Here is a 20,710-nt window from a genome sequence, read left to right on the forward strand (position 1 = left end):
GGGGGGGGGGGGGGGGGGGGGGGGGGGGGGGGGGGGGGGGGGGGGGGGGGGGGGCCCCCCCCCCCCCCCCCGGCCGCTTTTGCCTACGGTGGCGGAAGGGTCAGGCGGGCGTGACGTTCTCCGCCTGGGGCCCCTTGGGCCCCTGTGTGACGTCGAACTGGACCTTCTGCCCCTCCGAGAGCTCTCGGAATCCGGTACTGGCGATGGCCGAGTAATGGACGAACACGTCGGGCCCGCCGCCGTCCTGCTCGATGAAGCCGAAGCCCTTTTCCGGGTTGAACCACTTCACGGTGCCGGTGGCCATTGATGATCTCCTTCGTGCGTGCGTGCGGGATGCGAAGCCCGCGCGTGGTGCGGGTGCCATGAGATCGTCTTCGCCTGCCGTGCTCACGGGGCGCAGACACGCCCACGCAGTGACACAAACGCGACCTGGCGCTGAGAAATCACAGCTCCGGGTGCTCGCGGGCCCGGCGGCGGGACAGCGTCGACGACCGGTACCGCCCCTGACCACGGGAGCGGCCGCAGCCTCCACGGTCCGAAGGAGAGCGGCCCGTGCGGGTGACCGGCCCGGCCCTGCCGGGCTGACCGGTCACACGACGAGGCAGGGTGCCCGCCCCCGTGGTCCTCGCAGCACGCACCGGTCAGGCTGCCCGGCCGGCGGCGGCCGGTGCCTCGGCGCGGTCGGCCCGCAGCAGCTGCTGGCGCTTGGCGACACCTCCCGGCATGCGGTGCAGGCTGAACGAGCCCGGCTTGTGCGCCTCTCCGGACAGGTGCTTGGGGATGCTCTTGCAGACGAATTCCTTGATCCTGGCGCCCAGGCCGGCGTCGATGTGGAGCCACACCGCGACGTCGGACCTGTTGGCGAACTGGTAGATGCCCGCGCTTCGCCCCAGGCTGATGCACTGGGCGTACATCGACTGGTGAAGGTTCTCCGGCTGCTCGCCCGCGAGCCGGCTGAGCACCGTGTCGGCGGCCCGGGCGCCCAGGGGCGTCGCGTTCAGGCAGCTCATCCGCAACGGCAGGCCGGACGGCGCCGCGGAGTCCCCGGCCGCGACGATGCGCGTGTCGTCCACGCTCGTGAGCGTCTCGTCCGTGAGCAGGCGGCCCACGGCGTCGGTGCTCAGCCCGCTGCGCGCGGCCAGGTCGGGAACGCCGAAGCCGACGGTCCAGACGGTGACCTCGCTCGGCAGCTCACTGCCGTCAGCGAGCCGCACGGCTTCGCGGGTCACCGCCGTCACCTTCGCGCCGGAGCCGTCGATGACCGTCACACCGAGTTCGGCCAGCCGCTTCGCAACCGAGCGCCGGCCCCGGGTGTGCAGGTACGGGCCGAGAACGCCGCCGCAGACCAGGGTCACCCGGCGGCCCTGCTCCGCCAGCTCTGCGGCGGTCTCGATCCCGGTCGGGCCGGCTCCGACGACCGTCATCGGGGCGGTCGCGGGCGTCGCGTCGAGGACCGACCGCAGGCGCTGTGCCTCCTCCAGGGTGGCGATCGGGTAGGCGAACTCGGCCGCCCCCGGCACGCCCGGTTCGGCGCTGCCACTGCCCACGGCGTAGATCAGGTAGTCGTAGTCGAGCGGGCCGTCGGCCGCCATCGTCACGCTGCGCTCGGCCGCGTTGATCCGGGTCACGGTGTCGATCACCAGGCGGACGCCCTCGGCCAGGACGTCCTGGTAGGCGACGATCGCGTCGTCGGACCCGCCCACCAGCTGGTGCAGGCGGACCCGGTGGACGAAGTCGGGGCGCGGGTTGATCAGCGTCACGGTCACGTCGTCGCGCTGCGTCAGCCGGTTCGCGGCCATCACGCCCGCGTAACCGCCACCGATCACGGCCACCTGCGTGTTCCCAGTCATGGTGCCTCCTCCGTTTCCAGGTGTTCGGCCTCAAGACACCGCGCCATCGGTGGCTGTGACAGGGTGTGAGCCGGATCACCTCGAGGGCTCCGCCGGAGGTCAGGTCCAGCCTGCGACGCGTCGCCCCGTACGCCGCCCCGCCGTATTGCTCGGCCGGCTCCCTACGATCTCGGCATGACTACCAAGTACGACGTCAAGCGCGAGCTCAAGAAGTGCTACGCGCCCAAGAACACCGACTGGGAGCTCGTCGACATCCCCGAACTCCGTTTCCTCGCCGTCGACGGCCACGGCGACCCGAACACCACCGCCGCGTACCGCCACGCGGTCGAGGCGCTCTACGCGGTCGCCTATACCGCGAAGTTCGCGAGCAAAGGCGATCTCGGCAGGGACTTCGTCGTGGGCCCGCTCGAGGGATTGTGGTGGGCGGACGACATGGACGACTTCCTGGCCAGGCTCAAGGACAACTGGCGGTGGAGACTGCTCATCAACGTCCCCGACTGGATCACTGACGGCATGCTCGAAGACGCCAAGCGCACCGCCCTGACCAAGAAGAACCTTCCGGCGATTCCGGACGTTCGGTCAGAGACGCTGCACGAGGGCACCAGCGCCCAGGTCCTCCACATCGGCTCTTACGACGACGAGACCCCGATCCTGACCAGGCTGCACCACGAGTACCTCCCCGCCAACAACTTGCGGGAGGCGGGGTTGCACCACGAGATCTACCTCAGCGACCCACGCAGGACCGACCCCGCAAAGCTCAGGACGATTCTGCGGCAACCCGTGGAAGCGCGGTCCCGGAAGACATCAGAAGATGATCGGCATGCCTGACTGGTGGACCGGACGTGCCAGGATGACCTGGCAGCCACAGGAGCAGGGTGGGCCCGGCGTTTAATGCCTCGACATCGGCCTCGGTGATCGGGGACGCTTCGCGCGATGACAAGAATCGACGACACACCGCCCGCGTGGGACGAGCGCACACAGCTCACCACGTTTCTCGACTACGCACGGGACACCGCTCGCGCCAAATGCGAAGGCGTCTCCGCGGAGAACGCACGCAAGGCTCTCCTGCCGGGCTCACCGCTGATGACCATGAGCGGCGTGATCAACCACCTCCGCTGGGTCGAGTACTACTGGTTCCAAGTGGTCTTCCTCGGCGAGGAGGACCGGGGCCCCTGGACCGAGGAGGACCCCGACCGCGAGATGCGCATCGCCGTCGACTTCCCGCTCACCCGGTTGCTCGACGAATACGCCGAACAGAGCGCCCGCTACCGCGAACTGGTCGTCGGGAACGACCTGGACGCCCAGGCCGAGCGAGCCATCCGCGACGGTCTCCATGTCGACCTGCGTTGGATCCTCCTCCACCTCACCGAGGAGACGGCCCGCCACAACGGCCACCTGGACATCCTGCGCGAGATGCTCGACGGCACGACCGGCGACTAGAGATGTTCTGTCCACGCAGGGTCGCGACGGTCACCTGACGCGCCGGACAGGCCCTAGGACGAGGCGGGGGACGGCCGCGGGGATTCCGTTCGAGGTGACGACTTCGAGCGGCCGCCGTCGCACATCAGCGTGATCACGATCATCGACGTGGGGGACGCGTCCGCACCCGAGGCACCCGGAAGGACGGTCGCAGCCGTCCAGTTGCCCTTGCGCAGGCTGAGCCATCCCTCACCCATGCCGTGACCGGTCTGCCAGCCGTGGTCCGACCGCGCCCGGGCGAACCCGGCCTTCAGGGCCGTGTCCGCCGTCGCCGACTCGTGTTCGGCCGTCAGACGCTCGTGGCACTCGGTCGGGATCAGGTCCTGCGGCGTCCGCTCCAGTGTGATGCCCTCGGCCTTGAGCGCCGAGGTCAGGTCGGAGACCACAGTGTCCGCGGGCAGCGGCGGACCCGAATGGCGCGGCGGGAGCGGGCCCTTGTCCTCCAGGAGCAGAGCGCCGCAGCCGGTCGTCGCCGTCATCGTCAGCACCGCCGTCATCGCCAGGCCCGTCAGGCCTGCGCGCCCCCGTCGCAGTCGCACCGTCTCGTCCGCCCCTTCCGTGCCGTTCACGGCCGCTCAGTCTTCCACTCCGCCGGACCACGACGGACGGCGGGCCCGGCCACGCGTGCCGGTTCGGCGGTCCGTTGTCGGACCCCTCTGCGAAGGTGTGGTGACGGGACGGTGCGGAGCCGTCCGCACCGGCGCGGTAGGGGGAAGCGGTGACACGTCGCAACGACGGCTGGGCGGGCATGGACTGGAACGGCTGGCAGGACCACGACGACATCCGGCGGCGGCTGGACCAGGGGGCGGACCCCGAACGATGGGGCGGAGGCCGGGCCTTGCACCGGGCAGCGGTGTTCGGATCGCCGGAGGTCGTCGCGGAACTGGCCGGACGCGTCGCGGACGTCGACGCGCTCGACGGCGGGACGACCGCGCTGTGGGAAGCGGTCCTGGCCGGCCGGCAGGCCAACGCGCGGGCTCTCGCCGCTGCGGGAGCCGATCCCTGGCGTCCCCTGATCGGTGGCTGGTCGCCGGGGCGGCTCAGCCTGGCCGGGCCGACGTCCGACCTGTTCGCGGTGCCCGCGGGGGAGCGAGGGCTGACAGAGGAGGAGGCCGCGGCGGCGCGGGAGGGCAGACGACTCGTCGCCGCACTGGGGGACATCCACTACGACGGCACGGGTCTGGCGTGCGTGGCAGGCATCGACGCGGAAGAGGCGATACGTCGCCTGGAGGCGACGCCGGTCGGAGCGCGGCCGACCGAACTGCCGGAGGACCCGGACGAGTACGAGATGGAAGAGAGCCTGCAGATCATCGGCGTGACGTCCGTGCCGGGCGGCTGCGTCGTCACCCAGCCGTGGGGGTACGGACCGCAGATGCCGGGCGTCCTGACCCGGCTGTCCGCCGGCACCGTCTGCTACGGGCTGTACGCCAACCCCAAGAGCGGCGACCAGGGCAGCATCGTCCGCAACGGGGTCATCGAGGGCTCCGACCTCCACCCGGGGGGTGAGCCGGACGTGGACGACACATCGGAGGAGGTCCTGGCCTCCTACCTCTACCGCTACAACGCGGTGGCCTACTCCTGCGCCTACGCGGGAGTGCGCCCGACCGACGCACGCGCTGTCGTCGGCCCGCCCGACATATGGGTTCGACTCCCGGAGCGGGACTACTGGACCCTCTGATTCGCGCGCGGGCGCGGACGCGGACTCAAGGGGAGTGGACGGGCCGGCCGTCCCGTCCGCGGCCCGGCCCCTGGGCGTGCGAAGCGCACGCGACCGGCCGCTAGAGGATCACGTGCGGCAGGAACCGGGCGTAACCGTCCGTGACCGGCCCCGCGGACTCCCGGATACCGAGACCGGCGGCCTCGTTCTCGACGACCCAGGCTCCCAGCACCACGCGGTTGCCGTCGAAGTCGGGCAGTGGCGCCAACTCCTGGTAGCAGCAGGGCGCTTCGCGCACCATGGGCGCGTCGCCGGGCGCGTGCAGGGTGATCCCGGCCCCCTCCCGGCCCAGGAGCGGCTTGGCCGCCCAGCCCGGGCCGTGGGCCAGTTCGCGGGGGCCGTCGAGGTAGGCGGCGAGCAGGTTCGGGTGGCCCGGGTAGAGCTCCCACAGGACCGCGAGCAGCGCCTTGTTCGACAGCAGCATCTTCCAGGCGGGCTCGATCCAGCAGGTGGTCCCGGTGCCGCCGCCGTTGTCCAGAGTGTCGAGGACGTGCGGACCGAAGTGGTCGGTGACCAGCCACTCCCAGGGGTACAGCTTGAAGCAGCTGCGGATGAAGCCCAGTCGCTCGTCGACGAAGCGGCCGGTGATCCGGTCCCAGCCGATGCGTTCCACAGACAGCGCCTCTGTCGCTATGCCGGCCTGCTCCGCGGTCTCCCGCAGATACGCCACGGTCATCAGGTCCTCTCCGCACTCGTCACCGTCGGTGTGCGCGAAGTGGACGGGGCCGGGCGGCAGCAGCGGGGCCTGGCGACGCCATGCGGCGACGAGGCGTTCGTGGAGCGAGTTCCACTGGTCGGCGCCGGGAAAGCGCTCCTCCATCCAGAACCACTGCGGGCTTGCGGCCTCGACCAGGGACGTCGGGGTGTCGGCGTTGTACTCCAGCATCTTCGCCGGCCCGGTGCCGTCGTAGCGCAGGTCGAAGCGTCCGTAGAGGGAGGGCAGTTCGTCGCGCCGGTGCCAGGACTCGGTGACGTGGGCGACAAGACGCGGGTCGGTGACGCCCAGCTCGGCGAAACGATTCTCCTTGACGATGTGCGCCGCCGCGGCCAGCGACATCGCATGCAGTTCCTCGACGACCTCCTCGAGTGCCTCCACCTCGGGCAGCGAGAACTCGTAGTACGCGCTCTCGTCCCAGTAGGGGCGCAGCGAGCCGTCCGGGTGACGGGTCAGCGGATAGACGCAGCCCTGCTCCTCGACGATGCGTTGCCAGTCAGGACGGGGCTCGATGGTGCGGCGCCGCACGGCGGATCACCCTCCTCCCGAGCCGGACGTGCCGAACCCGCCTCTGCTGACGGCGGACTTGTCGAAGCTGCCGCCGGTGACCTTGCCGTCGCTGACCGTGCCGCCGTAGTAGTACTTGCCGCCGCCGCCTCCGCCCGAGCCGCTCTTCCCGCTGTTCTGCCCGCACTTGTAGTCGGGCAGCACGTCGTACGACACGGGGTCGACGCAGCGCTTGTCCGGGTCCGAGCCGCATGCCGCGAGCGTCGCCGCGAGCAACCCCATGCCGCCGATCACCACCGTGCCCGACCTCAATCTCCGCCGTGCCATTGCCCGGCCACCCCCTTTTTCCTGTTCTTCCTCGTCGTCGTTGTCGCCGCCGCACCCGCACCCGCACCCGCAGCACGCGAGCCGCTGCGCAGTTCGCCCTGCGCCGGGACCGCGCGGCGCTCTGCCTCGCGCGAGACCGTCGTCTCCCGCCGACGGCGGGACGCCCTCGCCCTGGCCATGATTCTGTCGGGCGGCCGTCCCGGCCGCCCTGCCCTGACCCGGCAGTCTCCGGGTGCGGATGCTGCGTACGTCCGGCAGCACCGGCGCACACGTGTACCCCCGGCCGGGCACGCGTGCGACCTGCGCGCCTCCCGAGGCTGGGGGCCATGTCCGAGGCACACAGTAGACGGTGGCCAACGCCCGTCCCCACACCGGTGACCGGCCGCGTGCCTCCCGCACTGTCCTACGGCTACGAGCCGGCGGAGAGGCCCGGCCCTGCTCAAGAGGTGTCGGACAGTCGTCCCAGCCACTCGCTCAGCAGGCCGCTCTCCGCGCCGGTCAGTACCGGGGACGGTGCGTGGGCGAGCAGGGCGTCGAGTTGCGCCGCGGTCGCCGGGATGTCGGCCCCGCTCCGCCCGTCCGCCGGTCCGGCCGCCGACGCGGCCTCGGCGTAGGCGTCCGGGGTGAGGATCGCGGCGTGGACGGCGTCGCGGACCCGGGTGGACAGAGCCGCGTCCTCGAAGGTGGTGGGGCGGGACACCAGCATCAGCGCCACTCCCACGTTCGCCGCCATGACCATCTGGGCGGCCACGCGCGGCGCGAGCCGCAGCTTGCCGAGTGCCGCAGCGCGTTCCAGGTCCCCGGTGAGGATCCGGTGCGACTCCAGGGCGGCGGCGGGCGGGGTGCGCATCGCGGGGGAGTTCATCAGCCGATAGAGGTTGGGGTTGGCCAGGGCGAACGCCACATGGGTGTCCCAGCCGTCCCGCAGGTCCCGGACGGGGTCCGCTCCGGGGCCGCGCTCGCGCTTGGTCGCCAGGTACTTGTCGAAACCGTGGTCGACGACTGCCGTGAGCAGACCCTCCTTGTCCCCGAAGTGCCGGTAGAGCGCCGGGGCCCCCACACGGGCCGCGTCGCACACGGCACGGGTGGAGATGTCGCCGTCGGGGGAGGCCGCGACCAGGTCGGCAGCGACTTCGAGGATGCGGTCACGGGTGCTCATGGCAGCGACGCTACCAAGCCGCGTAGCGGTGCTACCCGCGCTCGGCACGGGAGGCGCCTCCACCGAGGAGGGCTGACGAGGACGGTGTCGCTCATGACCTGACCCCTCGCGTGAGGACGGCTCCGGTGAGTGGCGGACGAGTGGCCGATCGGCGCTTACCGGGCTCAGATCGCGCCGCCGTTGGCGCGCAGCACCTGGCCGTTGACCCAGCGGGCGGGTCCGGCGAGGAAGGAGACGACCTCGGCGATGTCGGCAGGGGTGCCGAGGCGCTCGAGCGGGTTCATCTTCGACATCCGCTCGATGGTCTCGGCGTCCTTGCCGTCCAGGAACAACGCGGTGGCGGTCGGCCCCGGGGCGACGGCGTTGACGGTGATGTCCCGGCCCCGCAGCTCGCGGGCGAGGATCAGCGTGATGGCCTCGACGGCGCCCTTGGTCGCGGCGTACGCGCTGTAGCCGGGGAGGGCGAGGCCCAGGACGGACGTGGAGAAGTTGATGACGGCGCCGCCCGGGCGCAGTCGGCGCGCGGCCTGCTGGTCGACGACGAACGTGCCGCGGATGTTGGTGCGGTGCATCCGGTCCAGCGCGTCCAGGTCGAGGTCGACGAGCGGCGCGAGCGTCATGACGCCGGCGGCGTGGACGACCACGTCCACGCCGCCGTAGGTGTCCTCGGCGAGGTCGAAGAGGGCGGCGACCGCCTGCTCGTCGGCCACGTCGGCGCGGAAGGCGACGGCCTGTCCGCCCGCCGCGGTGACGGCGGTGACGGCCGCCTCCGCCTCCGCCTGGTTGCCCGCGTAGTTGATCACGACGGCGAAGCCGTCCGAGGCCAGCCGTTCCGCGCTCTCGCGGCCGATGCCCCGGGAACCGCCGGTGACGATCGCGACGCGGCGGGCGGCGGGGGTCCGGCTCTGTTCGGTCATCGTGTCGCTCCTGTCGGCAGGTGGGGTCGATTCGGTTCGGGTGCCCGACGAAATCAACGCTAACACTTCTTGCGTAGCGATGCTACTGCGGTTCAAGGGCGGCCCCACCGCTGCCGCGCTCGCGCCCTTCCCCGCCTCCCCGAACTTCCGCAGCGGAGCGTCTCCTTGGCCCGCTCGCCCCGCGCACGGACAGGGACCCCCTCCCACCGGTCAAGATCATCGGGGTGCAGAATGGCACGTATGGCGATAACGAACATGCCGAGAACGGCCACGGTCGACGACGCTCCGCAGATCGGCCGTACCCTGGCCCGCGCCTTCGACGACGACCCGATGATGCGCTGGTTCTTCCCCGACGACGACGCGCGCGAGGCGGTACTGGCCCGCTACTTCGCCACGATCTTCACCCGGCAGTACGGGCGCCACGGCGTGTGTGAGCACACCCAGGCGGCCGCCGCGTTCTGGGTGCCGCCGGAGGCGCAGGCCAAGGCCGTTCCCGACGCGGAAACCATCCAGGAACTCCTGGATCTTCTCGGCGACCGGGCTCCGCTGTTCAGCGACGCCGTCGAGACGGCCGCGAAGCACACACCCGAGGAACCGCACTGGTATCTGGCGGTGATCGGCGCCGACCCGGCCGCGCAGGGCCAGGGACACGGGGCCGCCCTGCTGCGCTCGGGGCTGGCCAAGGCCGACGCGGCGGGTCTGCCCGCCTATCTGGAGTCCTCCAAGCCGTCCAACCTCCCGTTCTACGAGCACTTCGGCTTCTCCGTGCGCGAGGAGCTGCGGCTACCGGGGGGCGGACCGGTGCTGTGGGGGATGTGGCGCCGGCCGGCCGGCTCCCCCTGAGGGCCCGGGGAGCCGGCTCCCGCTGACGGCCCGGAACCGCCCCGACGGGACACCGCCCCGACGGGACACCGCCCCGACGGGACGGCGGGCGACCTGCCGAGCAGGGTGGTGGCCTCGCCGCGCCGGGCGCGACGGCCGAGCGTGCAGCGCCCCCGCGTTCACCGGGACTCTCGCGCCCGGCGACCGGCCTCCTCGGCCGTGCGCTCCAGCCGGCTTCGATGGTTCTCCCACCATGCCGAATCCCCGGGCGCCATGCTGCGGTTGCTCTTGTTCATCCCGACGGCACCGTCCATGAGTTCCCGGAGGATGTCGGCGTGCCCGGCGTGCCGGTGCGTATCGGCGATCACGCGCACGACGGCATGATGCAACGTCACCTCGTTCTTTTTGGGCCACCACGGCACCTTGCCGATCGTGTCCAGCGACAGCGCGTCGATCGTCGCGTCCGCGTGCGCCCATGCCCGGTGATAGAGCTCCACTATGTACTCGCGTGACTCGTCGGCGGTGGCCCACATGTCCGCGTTGGCCTCCGCACCCTCCTCCAGCCAGGGCAACGGCTCGCCGGACGGCCGTCCGAAGGTGTCGCCGAGGTAGCCCAGCTCCACACCCGCCGCGTGCTTGACCATGCCCAGGAGGTTGGTGCCGGTCGGCGTCAGCGGGCGGCGGACGTCGTACTCGGAGAGCCCTTCGAGCTTCCAGAGCAGGGCGTCACGGGCGGACTGGAGGTAGAAGCGAAGGTCAGCCTTGGCATCCGATGCGTTCATGGGACCAGTCTGCCGCTCACGTGATCTTTGTTCACCGCGTTTGCCGACCGCTCCCGGGAGAGGGCGTCCGGGTCCCGGCAGACGGCGACGGCGAACAGGTTGCGCTGATGCTCCCGGCCGCCATCCGTGCCCGCCTCGCCGAGGTGTGGTTCGACGGGCACGCGGCGACACCGCTGTGGTTCCGCGTCCCCGAACAGGCGGTGTACATCACTGTGGGCCGCCGGTGTCACGGCCGCACGGCGGCGCGTCGGCGCGCACACCCCGTCCCGGCGATGACCGTCCCGGCGATGACCGGGGCGGCGGTGGCCCGGGGCGGCGGTGGCCCGGGGCCACGGACGGCCGCTTCGGCTCAGGGGCTGGTCGTGTCCCGGCAGGACCGGGCCTCGATCGCCGCGGTGCTCGGCTTGTGGCTGCTGATCCAGCCGCGGTTCTCCTCGGTGAGAACCCGCAGGGACGTCTCGACGTCCCGGATCCAGGTGCTGGTGCCCACGTGCTTCTTCAACCATGCCTCGAGGCGGCGGCAGTCCTCCTTGTGCCCCTTCCGCAGCCCGATGCCGTAGTGCTGCGGTGCTCCTATCGTCACGTCCGGTACCACGCGTAGCCCGTCCTTCTCGTGCTGACGGGCGAAGCCGTACAGGATCGCCTGGTCGGTGGAGACCGCCTGGACCCGGCCGGCGACGAGTTCGTCGATGCAGTCGGACGCGTCGTCGAGGGTGACCGGGTCCGCGCCCACAGTGTCCTTGATGTCGTCCAGCGCTTCCTGGGACGTGGTCCCCTCCCAGGTGCAGATGCTGGTGCCGCGCAGGTCGGCCAGGGTCTCCACCTCGGTGCCCGACGCGACGAGGAACCCCTGACGGGTGGTCAGATAGGGGCCCACGAAGTCGATCTCGTCCATGCGTTCGGCGGTGATGGAGAACGAGGCGATCGTCATGTCCGCCTTCTTCTCCAGCAATTGGGTCACCCGGTCGCCGGAGGAGACGTCCACGGGCTCGCTGAACGCGACGTCGAGCTCCTCCTCGATGTGCTGGAGCAGCAGGAAGTCCAGCCCCGAACGGTCGTAGTTCGCGGAGTAGGACAGGCCGGGCAGGTCGTTGTGCATCGCGACGGTCACCCGGTTCACCCCGAGGAACGTCGGCTCCGGATCATCGGTGGAGCAGGCCGCCAGACTCGCAAGGGTGGCGACGGCTGTCGCCGTGCCGATCAGGCGCTTCGGCACGCGTACGGTGGAACGCCAGGATTCCTGGATGTCGGACACGGTGTCCTCTCAGTCGTGAAGTACGACGTCCGCGACGGAAAGGCTCATCCGGCAGCCTTCGTCGGTCAGCAGGGTGATCCGGGCCTCGATCTCGCCCTCCAGCCCGCCCAGCGGGAACTCGACCGCCTCGCCGCTGCGCACACCCTCGACCCGGGTGTTCGCGTTCCCGGGCAGTTCGGCGGCGTAGGTGGTCTCCGGGCCGCAGAACTGCGAGCCGCGGGCCGCGTCCCTGATCGTGAGGGTCAGACGCAGCCGTGAGCGGTCGGCGGGGCTGTCCACGACGAGCCGCAGCCGTGAGCCGTTCGTGGCCGTGTCCGGGGTGATCCGGGTCCGCCCGGTGACATCGATCTCGCCGTGCTCCGCAAGGTGGTCCATGCCGATGGTGCCGGCGACCGCGCAGATCACCGCCGTCGCCGACATGAGCACCCGCCAACGGCGGGCCCTCCGCTCGCCGGAGGGGGCTATCAGCCGTGCCAGCGCCAGCGCGACCGCGGCGCCGATCGCGGCATAGACCCACACGAACTGGTGGAGCGGCCCGTCGGGCGCGGTGATCAGGGCGACACTGCCGAGCGAGAGCACCAGCAGGAACGGCGGCCAGTTCCAGCCGCCCCAGCGCTTGGCCTTGTCGGCGAACTCGACGACGTCCCCGACGAACACGCTGAGGAACAGTTTGCTGACGAACCCGATCGCCGGGGACTGGTCGCCACTGGTGCTGGCGCGGCTGTCGACCGGGTGCTCACCGGTCAACTACCGGCCCCCTGACCGGGACGCGGGTTGAAGTAGAAGTTCGCGGTCTCCAGCTTGCCGATCGCGGGTGAGCCGTCGCCGTGCGACGTCACCTCGATCCGGTCGGCGCTGTGAGTGGTGCGACGGGCCAGTTCGATGTGCGACCGCAGGGACTCCGCGCTCAGGTCGGCCCCGGTGGTCAGCCAGGTGCCGATCGCTTCCTCCAGGACCTGCCGGTCGTCGGCGGAGAGTTGCTCGATGGCCGTGGCCGCGACCGTGTCCTCTTCGGTCTCCGGGGGGTCCTCGGGATTCCTGCGCAGCACCCTGCCCAGCAGGACCCGGCCTCTCTCCACCGCGCTGTCCGCCAGCCTGGTCTGAGCCGAATCGACGACGGCGCCGGCGAACGACGTCGCGGCGGTGCTGACGAACGGGGCGATGACAGCGGCGGCTGTCAGTAACTCGGACATGCGATCTCCCTCCGGATCAGTCTGAACTCTACTCAACGTTGCGTGTGGCGTAAGTGACTCAGCGCCACTGAAAAGGCGGTTGGGGGAGCACGACGGAGCCGGGCGGCATCACTCTGGATGCCGGCCCGGCTCCGCCGTCAACGACTGCCCGGTCCGGTGACCGCCTGGTGGCGACCTGCCCCAACAGGTCGCGGGCGGGCGCTCACCCCCGGTCGTGCGTCACTCGAGCAGCTCCGAGTACGCGCCCATGGCGAGGGCGATGTCCGCCTGCGCCCAGAAGCGGTGGTACGTGAACTCCGGTGCGGCGCCGCCCGCCAGGTAACTCTCGATCTTCGACCAGGCGGGGTCGTCCTGGTAGAAGGAGCGCAGCGACGCGAACGTCGACGACGAGTTGATCGTGTCGCCGTTGGGCATCGTGCCCGTCCAGCCGCTGGGCACGTACACCGGGTCGTCGAACCGGCTGTAGTCGGTACGCGTCTCGGGCACCGCGATGCCGAGCGCGTCCTGGTGGTGGTCCCACATCCCGTCGAGCAGCGCCTTGGCCACGGACTTGGCCTCCGCGTCACCCGAACGTGCGGCGTAGTACGTCAGCACCTTGGCGTACGCACCGGCCACGCCCACGTCCTGGGTGTAGTCGGCCACCGTCACGTGCAGACCGGCGTTGGCGCCCGGGTTCGTCGCGTTCCAGGTGTCCGGCTTGCCGGACCACTGGAGCGTGGACGGGATCCGGAACGTGCCGTCGGGGTTGACGGTCGTCTCGGAGAGCGCCCAGTCGACCCACTTGTCGAGCACCTCCTTCGCCTGCGCGTCACCCGTCTGCTGGTAGTACTCGGCGACCCGCTCCATCGACCACGCCTGGAAGCCGAACCACTGGTTCGACGGCGGGTCGTGGTAGACCGGCTTCTCGTCGTACGCCATCCCGTAGAAGGTGGGCGTACCGGCCGCCGGCGCCTCGTACCGGCCGCCGACGCTGTTCGTCGCACCGCCCGCGATGGCTCCCTCGTCGGCCTGCAGCCAGCGGTAGAACTCGATCTGCCGGTCCAGGCTCTTCGCCCAGTCGGCCTGCGCCGTGGCCGACTTGGGCTTCAGCGGGGCGTAGGCGCTGAGCGCGTAGGCCGCGAGCGGGTTCTGGTAACCGCCGTGCGCGTGGCTGGAGCCGATCCGCCAGGCCCAGCCCGCCGAGGTGTCGGCCGCGCCGCCCCATGCGTAGTACCAGGACAGCAGGTAGTGCGAGCTGTCCTTGCCGGTGCCGGCCGGGCAGGTCGTCGGACCCACGCAGTTGCCGACCTTCTTGAAGTACTTGTCGAACATGGCGTAGCGCAGGTAGTCGCCCATCTTGGCGGCCTTGGCGACCGTCCCGGAGACCTGGGAGCCCTTGCCCTGCTCCTTGGCCCACAGGTCTGCCCAGTAGGCGGCCTGCACGGCGCGGGCGTCCGCGTCCGGGGCGTTGGTGTACTTCCACTGCTTGGCGTAGGACGCGTCCTTGGTGAACAGGTCCAGGTAGCCGTTGGGACCGCCGTAGGCGAACCGGTCACAGGTCGGCTGCGGCACCGTCTCCCACACCGATTCCTGCGGGCCGCGCTGGAAGGTGTTGATGTACGAGGGGCCCGTCGCGCTCGGCCCGGCCTCGCACTTGCCGGGTTCGTTGCCGTACCCGTAGACGTTGTCGACGTCCTGGAGCCAGTGCATGCCGTAGACGTCGTCCGTGCCGTACGAGCTCTTCAGCTCGGCCGCGATCGGGTCCCTGCCGGATGTCACGGAGGGCTGGAGCTCGGCCGGGTACTGGGAGGGCTGGTCGTGCTCCGGCGCGTAGGTCGCCGGCTTGTTCGGGTCGTAGTAGGAGCCGGTGGCCTGGTCGGCGTGCGTGGGGATCATGTACTTCTCCATGATCTCCCAGGCGCCGTTGAACTTCGTCCAGTCACCGCTGATCCGGCCGTACATGGCCTGGAGCCAGATCAGGTAGCTGTACGCCTCCGACGTCGTCTCGTGCCCGTGGTCGGGGGCCTCGACGATCAGCGTCTCGACGGAGTGGTACGGAATGCCCTCGGGCGAGAAGTAGCCGTTGGCCGGGTCGGTGATCTTCCCGTACAGCTCGAGGAAGCGCCCGTCGTACTCCTTCGAACCGCCCAGTTGCGTCACCGTCACCTCGGCCGCCGTGTGGCCGGGGGCGGTCACCCTGAAGGTGGCCGCGCCGGTGCCCTGGCTGTCGGCGGCGATGGTCACCTTCTGCGCCGTGTTCCAGTTCGACCGGGTGAAGGTGAGACTTCCGCCGCTGCTCACGCTGAGGCCGGTGTTGCCCGCCGTGCGGGCCACGGACACCGTGACGTTCGAGGACGGCTGGGTGGACAGCTTGACGTCGAACGTTCCTGATCCGCCCTGCTGGACGCCGAGTTGCGTGGGTGAGGCGACCAGCGCGGGGCCGGTGGCCACGGTGATGCCGACCGGGGTCGACTCGGCCGAGGCGCCCTGGCTGTCGTAGGCCTTGGCGTAGAGCGAGTGGTCGCCGGCCGCGAGGCCCGCGGCGCTGAACGTGTACGGGGAGCTGGTGTCCGTGCCCAGCAGGGTCGTGTCGCTGTAGAACTCGACCTTGGTGACACTCGCGCCGTCGGCCGCGGCGGCCGTCGCGGCCAGCGGGACCGGGTCGCCGGCGGAGAAGACCGCGCCGGCCGTCGGGCTGGTGAGCACGGCGATCGGCGGCTGGTGGGCGCCGGTGCAGGTGGTGCCGTTGACGGCGAAGGAGGTGGGCGCGGCGTTGGCGCCGCTGTAGGAGAACTGGGCGCCGGTGCTGACGGCGGCACCGGCGGCGATCGACCGGCTCCAGGCGGGCGCCTTGACCGTGATGTTGCCGCCGGACTGCGACCAGGTGCCGTTCCATCCGTTGCCGAGCTTCTGGTTCCCCGAGTAGGCGTACGTCAGGGTCCAGTCGTCGATCACGTCGGAACCGCGGTTGGTGATGGTGAGGTCGGTGGTGAAGCCGGAGCCCCAGTCGCTGGTCCGGTAGTCGACGCTGCACTGGACGGCGGCGGCGTGGGCCGGCGAGGTACCGGTCGCGGTCAGGGTCAGGGGGAGCGAGAGGACGGCGGCCAGCGCCGTCAGTACGCGCCTCAGTGGGCGCCGTCTTCCTGGTGGAGACATGGGGGTGACTCTCCTAGCGGCTCGGGGAGTTGAGCACGGGCATGCTGAGCACAAGCCTTGAACCAGTGGGAGCGCTCCCACGGTGGGGTCGTGGGACAGAGCTGTCAAGAGTTGTCACAGAAACCGGGGTACTGAACTGCGCTCCGTCAAGAAATTTGCCAAGTCCCCTTCTCTGGCCCGCCGTTCGGCGCTAGCCTCCGGTGCAACCAGTGGGAGCGGTTCCATCACGGGACACGTCGTTTTCGGCGCGTCCGAGCTGCAAGGAGTCGCTCATGCGTCACCCCCCGCACCTTGCCGTTGCCCCGCCCGGTGTCCTGCCCGCACCGGGCGGTATCGCGCTGCGACGGTTCACGTATCCCTCAAAAGAGTCTCCGGAACGGGACAGAACCGCCCCCCGTTTTCGGTCACTTGGCTGGGAGCGCTCCCACTGTCAGGCCGTGTGCACACGGCAGCTCGACCAGCGCAATGCCCCCACCCCCGATTCGCCGACGAGAGGACACGTCACCCCATGAGCCGCGACACCATGAGCCGTGCCACCGCACCACCGCTGCGACGGAAGCGCACCGCCCTGCTCGCCGCCTGCAGCCTTCTGGCCACCGGCGCCGGCGCCGTCACCCTCATGCAGACGCCCGCCGCCGCCGCGGCGATCGCCTGCAGCGTCGACTACCAGACCAGTGACTGGGGATCCGGCTTCACGACCACGGTCAACGTCAAGAACACCGGCACCACCGCGATCGAGAACTGGACCCTGACGTACGCCTACGCGGGCAACCAGAAGCTCAGCAGCGGCTGGAACGGCACCTGGTCGCAGTCCGGCAGCACCGTCACGGTCAAGGGTGCCGACTGGAACCGGTCCATCGCCGGCGGCGCGACCGTCTCACCGGGCGCGCAGTTCTCCTACAGCGGCACCAACACCGCGCCGACGTCCTTCGCGGTCAACGGCGTGACCTGCAACGGCGGCACCACGCCGACCGACCCGCCGACCGACCCGCCCACCGACCCTCCGACCGACCCCCCGGCCGGTGACAAGGTCGACAACCCGTTCGTCGGCGCCAAGATGTACGTCAACCCCGAGTGGTCGGCGAAGGCGGCCGCCGAACCGGGCGGCAGCCGCATCGCCAACACCTCGACCTCCGTGTGGCTCGACCGCATCGCCGCGATCGAGGGCGTGAACGGCGGGATGGGTCTGCGCGACCACCTCGACGAGGCGCTCAAGCAGGCCGGCGGCAGCCCGCTGGCCATCAACCTCGTCGTCTACGACCTGCCCGGCCGTGACTGCGCCGCCCTCGCCTCCAACGGTGAGCTCGGACCCACGGAACTCCCGCGCTACAAGAGCGAGTTCATCGACCCGATCGCGGCCGCCGTCTCCGACCCGAAGTACGCGAGCCTGCGGATCACCACCGTCATCGAGATCGACTCGCTGCCCAACCTCGTCACCAATGCGGGCAGCCGGCCCACCGCCACCCCGCAGTGCGACGTGATGAAGGCGAACGGCAACTACGTCAAGGGTGTCGGCTACGCGCTGTCCAAGCTCGGCCCCATCCCCAACGTCTACAACTACATCGACGCCGGTCACCACGGCTGGCTGGGCTGGGACGACAACTTCGGCCCCTCCGCCGAACTGTTCGCCCAGGCCGCCCAGGCCGAGGGCAGCAAGCTGGAGTACGTCACCGGCTTCATCACCAACACCGCCAACTACGGCCCCCTCAAGGAGCCGCACTTCACCATCAACGACGCGGTGGGCGGCACCTCGGTGCGCCAGTCGAAGTGGGTCGACTGGAACCGCTACGTCGATGAGTTGTCCTACGCCCAGGCCTTCCGCCAGCGCCTGGTCCAGGCCGGCTTCGCCTCCAACATCGGCATGCTGATCGACACCTCCCGCAACGGCTGGGGCGGCACCGCCCGGCCCACCGGACCGGGGCCGCAGACCAACGTCGACACCTATGTCAACGGCGGCAAGCTCGACCGCAGGATCCACCTCGGCAACTGGTGCAACCAGGCGGGCGCGGGGCTCGGCGAGCGGCCGAAGGCGGCTCCCGAGGCGGGCATCGACGCCTACCTGTGGGTCAAGCCCCCGGGTGAGTCCGACGGCTCCAGCTCGGAGATCCCGAACGACGAGGGCAAGGGCTTCGACCGGATGTGCGACCCGACCTACACGGGCAACGCACGCAACGGGAACAACATGTCCGGCGCGCTGGGCGGTGCCCCGGTCTCCGGCCACTGGTTCTCCGCGCAGTTCCAGGAGCTCATGAAGAACGCCCACCCGGCGCTCTAGGGTCCCAGGGTCTTCGTCCGGACCGGGCACGGCAGGTTCCGGACGACAGGCCCCGGCAACGGGCACACCGCGCGAGCGGTGACCCGTGGGCGCACCGACGCGCCTCGGCCGACCTGGACAGGCCATGACCCGCAACTTTAGGGTCATGGCTCTCAGGACGCCGAGGCGCGTCACAACGTTCCGCCGTGGAGTACACGAATGGTCACCCTTGCTGATGTCGCCCGCCACGCAGGCGTCTCCGCCAGCACGGTCAGCTATGTCCTCAGCGGCAAACGCTCGATCTCCAGCAGCACCCGTGAGCGGGTCGAGCGGAGCATCGATGAACTCGGCTACCGGCCGCACGCCGGCGCCCGCGCACTCGCCAGCAACCGGTCCGGCATCATCGCGCTGATGGTGCCGCTGCGCACCGACATCTACGTGCCCGTGATGCTCCAGATCGCCATGGCGGTCACCACCACGGCCCGCGCGCACGGCTACGACGTCCTCCTGCTCACCGGGGAGGAGGGGCCGGAGGCCGTGCGGCGCGTCGAGGGCAGCGCGGTGGCGGACGCGATGATCGTCATGGACGTGGAACTCGACGACGAACGGCTGCCGCTGCTGCGGGCCGCCCGGAGCCCCGCCGTGCTGATCGGCCTGCCCGCCGACGCCGGCGGCCTCAGCTGCGTCGACCTCGACTTCACTGCCGCCGGGGCACTGTGCGTGGAACACCTGGCCGGGCTCGGCCACCGGGAGATCGCGTTCATCGGCGAGGCCCCCGGGGTCTACGAACGCCGCACCGGCTTCGCCGAGCGCACCCTCGCCGGACTGCGCTCCGCCGCCGGGACGCACGGCATGCGGCTCCTGCACCGTCCCTGCGCGAGCGGCTGGACCGCGGTCGCCGCCACCCTCGGGCGGATCCTCGAGGAACGCCCCGGCACCACGGCCTTCGTCGTGCAGAACGAGGCCGCCACCGACCCCCTGCTGGCCCTGCTGCGCCAGCAGCGGCTGGCCGTTCCGGAGGACGTGTCCGTCGTCGCCGTCTGTCCCGACCAGGTCGCGGCGCAGGCCCCGGTGCCGCTCACCGCGGTCACGGTTCCGGCGCAGGACATGGGCCGCCGCGCGGTCGAGCAGGTGGTGGCCATGCTGGACGGCGGAGAGACCGCGGAGACCGTGCTCCTCGCACCCGAACTCACCGTGCGGGCCAGTTCCGGCCCCGCTCCCCGCTGACGTGCCGCACCGCGCCGGGACCGGAGGGAGAGGACACCGTGGCCACAGCCGCCGATGAGGCGCGTGCGGAGTTCCAGGCGTTCTTCGAGCGCCACTACGCCGAACTCGCCCGTCTCGCCCATCTGCTGACCGGCGAGGCCGACGCCGCCGACGACCTCGCCGCCGACGCGATGCTCGCGCTGTGGGACCGGTGGGACCGTGCGCGCGCCGCCGACCATCCCGTCGCCTACGCCCGCGGTGTGGTCGCCAACCTCGCGCGGAGCCGCGTCCGGAGCGCCGTCAGGGAACGGCGCCGGGTGGCGTTGTTCTGGTCGCAGCGCTCCGAGAAGACCGACGGTCCCGACGTCCCCGTGGTCGTCGACGTGCGGGAGGCGCTGCGTGCGCTGCCCTTCCGTAAACGCGCCTGTGTCGTCCTGCGCCACGCCTTCGACCTGTCGGAGCGCGATACGGCCCTGGCGCTCGGCGTCTCGGTCGGCACGGTCAAGAGCCAGACCTCCAAGGGCATGGCGGAACTGCAACGGCTGCTGGGTCCCATGGCAGCCTCTGAGCTGGTCGGAGGCCGGAACTGATGGACGAGGTGCGCAGGCGGCTGCGGGAGGCGGCGGCGTCGCACCGCCCCGACCGGGAGCGGATGCTCGCCCGCGTCGAGCGCGGCATGGCGGAAGGTCGGCAGCCGGCCGGGGCGGTGCCGGCGTACCGGCCGGGCCGGGCGAGCCGGCTGACGATCGCCGGAGCGACGGCGGCGGTCGTGGCGGTCCTGGCGCTCGGAGGTCACACCGTGGCGACCATGGGCCACGACGACGACGGGGCGGCGGCGGCCGGTGCGGCCTCGCCGCCCGCCTCCCCGGCGCCCGGCGGCACCGAACGGCCGTCCCCTGCGCGGACCGAGGACGGCCATCTGTGGTCCGACGGCTCCGTGGACCCGCACAGCAACAGCTACTGGGCCCAGAGCAACGTCACGGTGAAGAACCGCAAGGCGCTGACCTCGCTCACCGTGGAGCTGAGGATCACCGACACCGGCGGCGTGGCGAGCACCGGCGGCTGGCGCACCCGCCCGGCAGGCGACTTCGACTTCTCCGTGCGGAAGGAGAGCGGCGCCCTCGTCTACCGCTGGACGCTGCGGCCGGGACGCACGGTCCCGCCGGGGCAGCACGTCTTCGCCGGCCAGTACGACCACGCCGAGGGCGGCCGTGACGCGGGCGGGGACACGTACACGGTCCGGTCCCAGGCGTCGGGGGAACCGGCCGCGGTCCAGGGGGACTTCGCGCGCACACCCTCCTGACCGGCCCGGGAAGAAAATCGCGTGGGGGCGGCAACCTGGGCCCTTTCCGTGGCGACCTTCCGGCGTAGGTCTTCACACCCCCACATCGG

General features: G+C 71.0%; 20 protein-coding genes. 8 read left to right on the forward strand and 12 right to left on the reverse strand.

Annotated features, from left to right (window positions below):
• Nucleotides 1-100: 100 nt before the first annotated feature.
• Nucleotides 101-304 carry a cold-shock protein gene (locus AB0K36_RS12320; RefSeq protein WP_189465124.1) on the reverse strand — a complete coding sequence of 68 codons (204 nt, stop codon included), beginning with the start codon at nucleotides 302-304 and terminating at the stop codon, nucleotides 101-103.
• A gap of 337 nt (nucleotides 305-641) precedes the next feature.
• Entirely contained in the window at nucleotides 642-1,850 is a 1,209-nt protein-coding gene (locus AB0K36_RS12325) for an NAD(P)/FAD-dependent oxidoreductase (protein ID WP_364592071.1), read from the reverse strand.
• Between the two features lie 174 nt (nucleotides 1,851-2,024).
• On the opposite strand from AB0K36_RS12325, the gene AB0K36_RS12330 reads away from it, so the two are divergent.
• On the forward strand, nucleotides 2,025-2,678 hold the full coding sequence (locus AB0K36_RS12330; protein WP_364592074.1) for a GyrI-like domain-containing protein: 654 nt from the start codon (nucleotides 2,025-2,027) through the stop codon (nucleotides 2,676-2,678).
• Nucleotides 2,679-2,783: 105 nt separating this feature from the next.
• Nucleotides 2,784-3,290: a DinB family protein gene (locus AB0K36_RS12335; RefSeq protein ID WP_364592077.1), complete on the forward strand. Its 507-nt coding sequence runs from the start codon at nucleotides 2,784-2,786 to the stop codon at nucleotides 3,288-3,290.
• A gap of 53 nt (nucleotides 3,291-3,343) precedes the next feature.
• On the opposite strand, the gene AB0K36_RS12340 is transcribed toward AB0K36_RS12335, so the two are convergent.
• Nucleotides 3,344-3,898: a hypothetical protein gene (locus tag AB0K36_RS12340; RefSeq protein WP_364592080.1), complete on the reverse strand. Its 555-nt coding sequence runs from the start codon at nucleotides 3,896-3,898 to the stop codon at nucleotides 3,344-3,346.
• Between the two features lie 179 nt (nucleotides 3,899-4,077).
• Here AB0K36_RS12340 and AB0K36_RS12345 point away from each other — a divergent pair, with 179 nt between their 5' ends.
• Nucleotides 4,078-5,007 (forward strand): ankyrin repeat domain-containing protein, encoded by a 930-nt coding sequence (locus tag AB0K36_RS12345; protein ID WP_435877852.1) that lies wholly within the window; start codon nucleotides 4,078-4,080, stop codon nucleotides 5,005-5,007.
• Between the two features lie 100 nt (nucleotides 5,008-5,107).
• On the opposite strand, the gene AB0K36_RS12350 is transcribed toward AB0K36_RS12345, so the two are convergent.
• The 4 genes from AB0K36_RS12350 to AB0K36_RS12365 all read right to left on the reverse strand — a co-directional run bounded on the left by AB0K36_RS12350 (nucleotide 5,108) and on the right by AB0K36_RS12365 (nucleotide 8,671).
• A complete protein-coding gene (locus tag AB0K36_RS12350; RefSeq protein WP_364592086.1) occupies nucleotides 5,108-6,289 on the reverse strand; it encodes a glutathionylspermidine synthase family protein in 1,182 nt (393 codons plus the stop codon).
• A 6-nt stretch (nucleotides 6,290-6,295) separates the two neighbouring features.
• Nucleotides 6,296-6,595 carry a hypothetical protein gene (locus tag AB0K36_RS12355; RefSeq protein WP_364592089.1) on the reverse strand — a complete coding sequence of 100 codons (300 nt, stop codon included), beginning with the start codon at nucleotides 6,593-6,595 and terminating at the stop codon, nucleotides 6,296-6,298.
• Between the two features lie 439 nt (nucleotides 6,596-7,034).
• Nucleotides 7,035-7,754, reverse strand: a complete 720-nt coding sequence (locus AB0K36_RS12360; RefSeq protein ID WP_364592092.1) for a TetR/AcrR family transcriptional regulator — start codon at nucleotides 7,752-7,754, stop codon at nucleotides 7,035-7,037.
• Nucleotides 7,755-7,918: 164 nt separating this feature from the next.
• The gene (locus tag AB0K36_RS12365) at nucleotides 7,919-8,671 is read right to left on the reverse strand and encodes an SDR family oxidoreductase (RefSeq protein WP_364592095.1); all 753 of its coding nucleotides are present in this window, start codon (nucleotides 8,669-8,671) and stop codon (nucleotides 7,919-7,921) included.
• 231 nt (nucleotides 8,672-8,902) lie between these two features.
• On the opposite strand from AB0K36_RS12365, the gene AB0K36_RS12370 reads away from it, so the two are divergent.
• Nucleotides 8,903-9,514: a GNAT family N-acetyltransferase gene (locus tag AB0K36_RS12370; RefSeq protein ID WP_364592098.1), complete on the forward strand. Its 612-nt coding sequence runs from the start codon at nucleotides 8,903-8,905 to the stop codon at nucleotides 9,512-9,514.
• 158 nt (nucleotides 9,515-9,672) lie between these two features.
• On the opposite strand, the gene AB0K36_RS12375 is transcribed toward AB0K36_RS12370, so the two are convergent.
• The 5 genes from AB0K36_RS12375 to AB0K36_RS12395 all read right to left on the reverse strand — a co-directional run bounded on the left by AB0K36_RS12375 (nucleotide 9,673) and on the right by AB0K36_RS12395 (nucleotide 15,858).
• Nucleotides 9,673-10,275 carry a DinB family protein gene (locus AB0K36_RS12375; RefSeq protein ID WP_364592100.1) on the reverse strand — a complete coding sequence of 201 codons (603 nt, stop codon included), beginning with the start codon at nucleotides 10,273-10,275 and terminating at the stop codon, nucleotides 9,673-9,675.
• Between the two features lie 349 nt (nucleotides 10,276-10,624).
• Entirely contained in the window at nucleotides 10,625-11,530 is a 906-nt protein-coding gene (locus tag AB0K36_RS12380) for a transporter substrate-binding domain-containing protein (protein WP_364592103.1), read from the reverse strand.
• A 9-nt stretch (nucleotides 11,531-11,539) separates the two neighbouring features.
• Nucleotides 11,540-12,277, reverse strand: coding sequence for a hypothetical protein (locus tag AB0K36_RS12385; protein WP_364592106.1), 738 nt, complete (start codon nucleotides 12,275-12,277; stop codon nucleotides 11,540-11,542).
• Entirely contained in the window at nucleotides 12,274-12,723 is a 450-nt protein-coding gene (locus AB0K36_RS12390) for a hypothetical protein (protein WP_364592109.1), read from the reverse strand. Before AB0K36_RS12390 ends, AB0K36_RS12385 begins: the two co-directional genes overlap by 4 nt.
• Before the next feature lie 219 nt (nucleotides 12,724-12,942).
• The gene (locus tag AB0K36_RS12395; RefSeq protein WP_364592112.1) at nucleotides 12,943-15,858 is read right to left on the reverse strand and encodes a glycoside hydrolase family 48 protein; all 2,916 of its coding nucleotides are present in this window, start codon (nucleotides 15,856-15,858) and stop codon (nucleotides 12,943-12,945) included.
• A 523-nt stretch (nucleotides 15,859-16,381) separates the two neighbouring features.
• On the opposite strand from AB0K36_RS12395, the gene AB0K36_RS12400 reads away from it, so the two are divergent.
• The 4 genes from AB0K36_RS12400 to AB0K36_RS12415 all read left to right on the forward strand — a co-directional run bounded on the left by AB0K36_RS12400 (nucleotide 16,382) and on the right by AB0K36_RS12415 (nucleotide 20,621).
• Nucleotides 16,382-18,133, forward strand: a complete 1,752-nt coding sequence (locus AB0K36_RS12400) for a glycoside hydrolase family 6 protein (protein ID WP_364592414.1) — start codon at nucleotides 16,382-16,384, stop codon at nucleotides 18,131-18,133.
• A gap of 198 nt (nucleotides 18,134-18,331) precedes the next feature.
• On the forward strand, nucleotides 18,332-19,339 hold the full coding sequence (locus AB0K36_RS12405) for a LacI family DNA-binding transcriptional regulator (protein ID WP_364592115.1): 1,008 nt from the start codon (nucleotides 18,332-18,334) through the stop codon (nucleotides 19,337-19,339).
• A gap of 38 nt (nucleotides 19,340-19,377) precedes the next feature.
• Nucleotides 19,378-19,908 carry a SigE family RNA polymerase sigma factor gene (locus AB0K36_RS12410; RefSeq protein WP_364592118.1) on the forward strand — a complete coding sequence of 177 codons (531 nt, stop codon included), beginning with the start codon at nucleotides 19,378-19,380 and terminating at the stop codon, nucleotides 19,906-19,908.
• Nucleotides 19,908-20,621 carry a hypothetical protein gene (locus AB0K36_RS12415; protein ID WP_364592120.1) on the forward strand — a complete coding sequence of 238 codons (714 nt, stop codon included), beginning with the start codon at nucleotides 19,908-19,910 and terminating at the stop codon, nucleotides 20,619-20,621. Before AB0K36_RS12410 ends, AB0K36_RS12415 begins: the two co-directional genes overlap by 1 nt.
• The last annotated feature ends 89 nt before the right edge of the window (nucleotides 20,622-20,710 follow it).

The organism is Streptomyces kurssanovii, from assembly GCF_040677245.1.
GTDB lineage: Bacteria > Actinomycetota > Actinomycetes > Streptomycetales > Streptomycetaceae > Streptomyces > Streptomyces kurssanovii.

Excerpts from the sequence above, each read along its gene's own strand:
- AB0K36_RS12375 (WP_364592100.1), bottom strand. The coding sequence starts at position 10,275 with ATGAACGCATCGGATGCCAAGGCTGACCTTCGCTTCTACCTCCAGTCC.
- AB0K36_RS12415 (WP_364592120.1), top strand. The coding sequence starts at position 19,908 with ATGGACGAGGTGCGCAGGCGGCTGCGGGAGGCGGCGGCGTCGCACCGC.
- AB0K36_RS12355 (WP_364592089.1), bottom strand. The coding sequence starts at position 6,595 with ATGGCACGGCGGAGATTGAGGTCGGGCACGGTGGTGATCGGCGGCATG.
- AB0K36_RS12405 (WP_364592115.1), top strand. The coding sequence starts at position 18,332 with ATGGTCACCCTTGCTGATGTCGCCCGCCACGCAGGCGTCTCCGCCAGC.
- AB0K36_RS12360 (WP_364592092.1), bottom strand. The coding sequence starts at position 7,754 with ATGAGCACCCGTGACCGCATCCTCGAAGTCGCTGCCGACCTGGTCGCG.
- AB0K36_RS12345 (WP_435877852.1), top strand. The coding sequence starts at position 4,078 with ATGGACTGGAACGGCTGGCAGGACCACGACGACATCCGGCGGCGGCTG.
- AB0K36_RS12390 (WP_364592109.1), bottom strand. The coding sequence starts at position 12,723 with ATGTCCGAGTTACTGACAGCCGCCGCTGTCATCGCCCCGTTCGTCAGC.
- AB0K36_RS12320 (WP_189465124.1), bottom strand. The coding sequence starts at position 304 with ATGGCCACCGGCACCGTGAAGTGGTTCAACCCGGAAAAGGGCTTCGGC.
- AB0K36_RS12370 (WP_364592098.1), top strand. The coding sequence starts at position 8,903 with ATGGCACGTATGGCGATAACGAACATGCCGAGAACGGCCACGGTCGAC.
- AB0K36_RS12365 (WP_364592095.1), bottom strand. The coding sequence starts at position 8,671 with ATGACCGAACAGAGCCGGACCCCCGCCGCCCGCCGCGTCGCGATCGTC.
- AB0K36_RS12325 (WP_364592071.1), bottom strand. The coding sequence starts at position 1,850 with ATGACTGGGAACACGCAGGTGGCCGTGATCGGTGGCGGTTACGCGGGC.
- AB0K36_RS12335 (WP_364592077.1), top strand. The coding sequence starts at position 2,784 with ATGACAAGAATCGACGACACACCGCCCGCGTGGGACGAGCGCACACAG.
- AB0K36_RS12400 (WP_364592414.1), top strand. The coding sequence starts at position 16,382 with ATGAGCCGTGCCACCGCACCACCGCTGCGACGGAAGCGCACCGCCCTG.
- AB0K36_RS12395 (WP_364592112.1), bottom strand. The coding sequence starts at position 15,858 with ATGTCTCCACCAGGAAGACGGCGCCCACTGAGGCGCGTACTGACGGCG.
- AB0K36_RS12330 (WP_364592074.1), top strand. The coding sequence starts at position 2,025 with ATGACTACCAAGTACGACGTCAAGCGCGAGCTCAAGAAGTGCTACGCG.